Here is a 4,899-nt window from a genome sequence, read left to right as displayed (position 1 = left end):
ATATATATAGATCTGGCACCAACATTGTAGTCCTCATTAAGCGAGGTGGGGTAGTCAGGATATCCCGTCGGGCTCATAACCCGAAGACCGATGGTTCAAATCCATCCCTCGCTATTCTGTTCTCTGATGTATTCACTTCATTTTTCAAGAAGTTGTGTCCTAGTACTTGTTTCCGTATGTGCTCCTTGTTCAGATCTCAGTAAATCGGTCACCAATATTCTGATTCAATCCAAAGAGAGCGGATTTCTGTGATGAGTATATGAATCTGGATGTCGCAGAATGGACAGCCCGGATAGAGAAAAAGTCATCAGACAGAATCATATCACATTCACGAACCCTGGAGAGTGGGCCTGCCGCCGGTGCCGGAGTGCAATGCTGTGTTCTTCAGATCGGTGCCCTACATTTGGTTGCACTTTTCTCTGTTCCCTTACATCCATCTGAAGATATCATCTCAGATATCCTTGCCCATGCCAGCAGTTCTGGGGCATCTGCTACAGTTCTGATCTCTCCCTCTGGGGGACATGTATTTTTTTCTGATGAGGCAGATGCCGATTTTTTAGGTCTCATAAATCTCTGCAAACCACCCGGATTATCAGATGAATTCCTCCAGACAGAACAGATCCAATTCAAAAATCAGGCTGAAGCGGTTAGTAGGTATCTCACAGAAATCAGGAAAGAACTGAGTAGCTGGCTTTACAGGAAGGATGGTGAAACTCCTGGATCAACCCGCGAACTTACAATCCAGACTCTTATAAACCGTGTCGTCCTGACAAGGATTTTTCAATCCTACGAAAGAGGGGAGAGAACAGAGTGTGGATCCCTCATAGATACTCTCTGTTCATTCGCATCAACAGTCCCTGTTCTGGATTCCTATGATATCAGGACTAGAATTCTTGATGACGAAACTATACATGAAGTAAATAGGCTCGCAAGTTTACCGGTTAAGGATCTAAAAAACATAAGGCTCTCATGGATCAGTCCTGAAGACTGGTCATCAGCGTTTGCCATGTATCTCGCTTCTATCCCGAGGAAACCACATAAGAAAAAGGCTTCATCAGATGAAGACGAGCAGGAAGGGTGCAGAGCAGTCCTGAAGTCAGGTGCAGGAAAACTAATAGCCGGGGCCCTTTCCAGAGATGAGATTCTAGCAGAATCATTCTGGGATCCCGCAGCCGGGTGTGGTGAGATTATCTCCATGATGCTCAGGAGAATACGGAATGCCCTGAACAAAGGTGGAAGGGATACCATCACTGGCCGCCTCATCGCTGCTGGAGAAATGGTACACGCTAACGATGCATCACCAATCCATATTGCGATGATCAGGTTCGTGATCGCCTCATGGATTCTGAGTGGTGAGTGTACTGATCCTTCTCTTATCAGAACTCCTCTATGGTATCCATTCCTTTCTTTAGACAAACAGATCAGGACAGGTTCTCCCTTGTATGATGAGAGAGCGTATGAAGAGTTTGCATCAGTTCAGGAAGGATATCCAATCCTCCGCCACCTTCACCCTCTTACTGTAAAAGAACTTCCACAAAAGAAGCCATTTTCTCTCATCATCTCATCTCCAGAAGGAAAAAGTCCGGGTGGTCCTCCGGAGATTGCCTGCTATCTCACAAGACGATTTTCCTCATATACAGGAGGAATAGATCGGGGAGTATTGTATGCCGAACTTGCCAGGGAGATGCTTACACCAGGTGGAAGGGCAATCCTCTTTCTCAGAAAAAACTGGTTATCAGAGTCATCATACCGGGGATTCAGACAATGGATTGCTCATACATCACGGGTCACTATAGTTGTACCAGAAGACGAGCACAGTAAGGGAGATGCAGATTGTCTTTCTGCGGTGATTCTCCATTCTGTTCCTGAGAAAACTCACACTGTGTTCAGGTTTCCCACCGGAATGGCTGAACCCTTGCCAAGAATCAGAAAATACCAGATTTTTCCTGAATGTAACCATAAAGACGACGGGTGGAGTCTGAATGATCCCTGGGAGTCTATAATGATGGAACGGCTCTCTCATGGAACAATGACTCTCAGTGAGTACCTGTTTGATGAATTATACTCTGGAACTGTAGGAGATCAGATTAGAAACAGAGCGGATTCCTGGATATCGTTAACATGGAAGGGATCAGATCTCTTCGTTGGCAGGGGTAGAACCCCGGAACCCGGTGCTGAGGTCATCATACCAGGAGAAGATCAGTATCTTGTGGCATTTCTTCACTCGTCTATTGCCAGGTGGTACATCAAGACAAATATTCGCAGATCCATAGCTTCTCCTGATCTGATGAACCTTATCAGGAATCTGCCAGTCCGGACCATCGATCATTACTCTCCAGAAGAAAAATTGATTTCTGAACGAATCGGTGCGGCTGCAGCCCGTCTTGAGATGCTTGGAAAAAGGAGAGAGATCTGCCATGCATGGCATGATATAAACAGAATAGAGCGGCAGATAACAACCGCACAGGAGGAGATGGATTATCTGGTAAATACCCTGTACGGAATATCTCCTGAAGATTGCATAGAGATCAGGCAGCGTATGAAAACTGACGGGACCCCCGATATACAGAATGCAGGTTTTCAAATACGATGAAAGCAATTTCACCTATATTCAATCCCTATGATCATCAGACAATTCTTCATCCCCGGCATTTCCCATAGTTCATACCTTGTTGGAGGAACAGGGTCGTGCCTGATCATCGATCCCTCCCGTGATACGGATCAATACCTGATTGCAGCCCGGGAGGAAGGGATGAAGATAGTAGGAATTTTGGAGACGCATCTCCATGCTGATTTCATATCTGGACACCTGGATATTGCTGAAAAGACTGGTTCCCCTATCTACATGCCTGAACGGGCTCAAGCCCTCTTCCCACATGTTCCTGTACAGCGTGGATCAATCATCACAATAGAGGATATAAGGATTGAGGTGAGAGAAACGCCGGGACATACACCAGAACATGTCTCCTACGTACTCATTCTCCAGAGTCGGTCTGATAGCCCTGTTGCCGTATTTTGTGGAGATACCCTCTTTGTCGGTGATGTGGGCCGACCAGATCTCTTCCCCGGAAGTTCCCAGGAGCTCGCGTCAGAACTGTTCACAAGCCTACACAAAGAGCTTATGACACTTCCTGATCATTGCGAGGTTTATCCTGCTCATGCTGCAGGATCATTCTGTGGCAGGTCACTTGCAACGAAAAGAACAAGCACCATCGGGTATGAGAAGATAGCAAACCCGGCTCTTGCCATCCCAGACCGGGATTCCTTTGTTTTAAGCCTTACCAGCGATATGCCACCTGCCCCTGATCATTTTAGCAGATGTACAGAAGTTAACCGGAGAGGTCCGGTTCTGCTTGCAGAATTACCTGACCTTAAGGCGCTCAGTGCCAATGAAGTCAGGTTGATGCTTGAGTCAGGAGTTGCTGAGGTGGTTGATATCCGCAGGTATGATTCATTTGGAGGAATCCATATCCCTGCGAGCCTTAACATTGATTCAGAAGCCAATTTTGCCACGAACGCAGGATGGATTGTCAGACCTGACATAAACCAGATTCTTGTCGGCTATAACCCGAAGCAGGTCGCAGATGCAGTAGTGATGATGCACCGGACAGGAATAGATTCCATCACAGGGTACCTCTCGGGGGGAATTCAGAACTGGGTGCAATCAGGATTGAAAACTGATAACGTGAGGATAATATCAGTGCATGAACTTGCGTCCCTTATGGAGAGTGAACCTGAACTTCTTATCCTTGATGTCAGAGCAACTATCGAATATGCTGGATATCATACCCCAGGGTCTATTAATATTCCATGGCCTGATCTCCGTACAAGACACAGTGAAATAAGGAACTCTGGCCTTGTAGTTGTAATCTGTGGATCAGGTGTCAGGGCAGGGATGGCCTGTAGTATCCTGAAACGAGCAGGGCACCATAACGTGGTAAATGTTGCCGGAGGATACATAGGCTGGATCGCAGCAGGGTTTAACCAACGTTTGACATAGTTTTTCAGATTTATTCGCAGGGATTATAGCAGACCACGTGGATTCACTTATGGATCAAATCAGTGTTTTAGATAGGGGTCAGATATGAAACGATCAGAATATTACGAGGAGAAAGGTCTTGAGCGAATTATTAATATCAGCGATGCTATCTTTGCGTTTTCCCTGACACTTCTTGCAGCTGATCTGATTGTACCCGATCTCACCGGGATCAATTCATTCCAGTTTTCAGAGGATTTGATGGGGGAGATTCCCAAGTTTCTTTATTTCCTTCTAACATTTCTGATAACATGGGCATACTGGGTAAAACATCATCGGATATTCCGGTTTATTAGAAGGTACGATGACATCCTTATCAGGCTGAATATGTTCTTTCTCCTCTTCATCGTGTTGATGCCATTTATCACCAAGGTAATCAATGAACACAGCAGTATTCAGATCGCGGTGATTATAGCTGCAATCGGATATGCAGCCCCCGGGTATCTTGCCAGTATAATGTGGCATTATGCATCAACCAATTACCGGCTCATAGATTCAAGTGTTCCCCATGACTATATCAGAAATACAATCATTGAAAATTACATCAATCCGGTAATATTCACATTCTCAATATTTCTTTCATACATTAAACCGGTATATACCCTGTATTGCTGGGCTCTCCTTTTTCCGATCGGATACATAGCCCAATACAGGATTGAAGAGGAGTGAAAAGATATTAGATCTACTTTGTTGGATAACAAAGATCTTGAAAAAATTGTATCGGCCAGTTTACTGAACTTCAGGCCTGAACCGGGAATATAAGCACAAGTTTAATTCCTTGCCTCCTAATTAAAGAAGGATTGCCATTTTACCAGAAGACATGAAACCAAATATTCAGTGAAAAAGTGTGTTAAGATTCATAA

3 protein-coding genes and 1 tRNA gene are annotated in these 4,899 nt (G+C 45.1%); all 4 read left to right on the top strand.

All coding sequences use genetic code 11. The features are described from left to right. Positions 1 to 39: 39 nt before the first annotated feature. The 4 genes from VN429_RS00235 (at position 40) to VN429_RS00220 (ending at position 4,705) form a co-directional block, all read left to right on the top strand. A tRNA-Met gene (locus VN429_RS00235) sits at positions 40 to 114 on the top strand. A gap of 145 nt (positions 115 to 259) precedes the next feature. After that, entirely contained in the window at positions 260 to 2,593 is a 2,334-nt protein-coding gene (locus tag VN429_RS00230) for a hypothetical protein (RefSeq protein WP_325628512.1), read from the top strand. 27 nt (positions 2,594 to 2,620) lie between these two features. Continuing rightward, positions 2,621 to 4,000, top strand: a complete 1,380-nt coding sequence (locus tag VN429_RS00225; protein ID WP_325628510.1) for an MBL fold metallo-hydrolase — start codon at positions 2,621 to 2,623, stop codon at positions 3,998 to 4,000. An 84-nt stretch (positions 4,001 to 4,084) separates the two neighbouring features. Further along, positions 4,085 to 4,705, top strand: a complete 621-nt coding sequence (locus tag VN429_RS00220; RefSeq protein WP_325628508.1) for a TMEM175 family protein — start codon at positions 4,085 to 4,087, stop codon at positions 4,703 to 4,705. The last annotated feature ends 194 nt before the right edge of the window (positions 4,706 to 4,899 follow it).

It is taken from the genome of Methanospirillum sp., assembly GCF_035560735.1.
Lineage (GTDB): Archaea > Halobacteriota > Methanomicrobia > Methanomicrobiales > Methanospirillaceae > Methanospirillum.
This window is presented reverse-complemented; position numbering and strand designations above follow the sequence as displayed.

Coding starts and splice junctions, on each gene's coding strand:
- VN429_RS00230 (WP_325628512.1), top strand. CDS start 260: ATGAATCTGGATGTCGCAGAATGGACAGCCCGGATAGAGAAAAAGTCA.
- VN429_RS00225 (WP_325628510.1), top strand. CDS start 2,621: ATGATCATCAGACAATTCTTCATCCCCGGCATTTCCCATAGTTCATAC.
- VN429_RS00220 (WP_325628508.1), top strand. CDS start 4,085: ATGAAACGATCAGAATATTACGAGGAGAAAGGTCTTGAGCGAATTATT.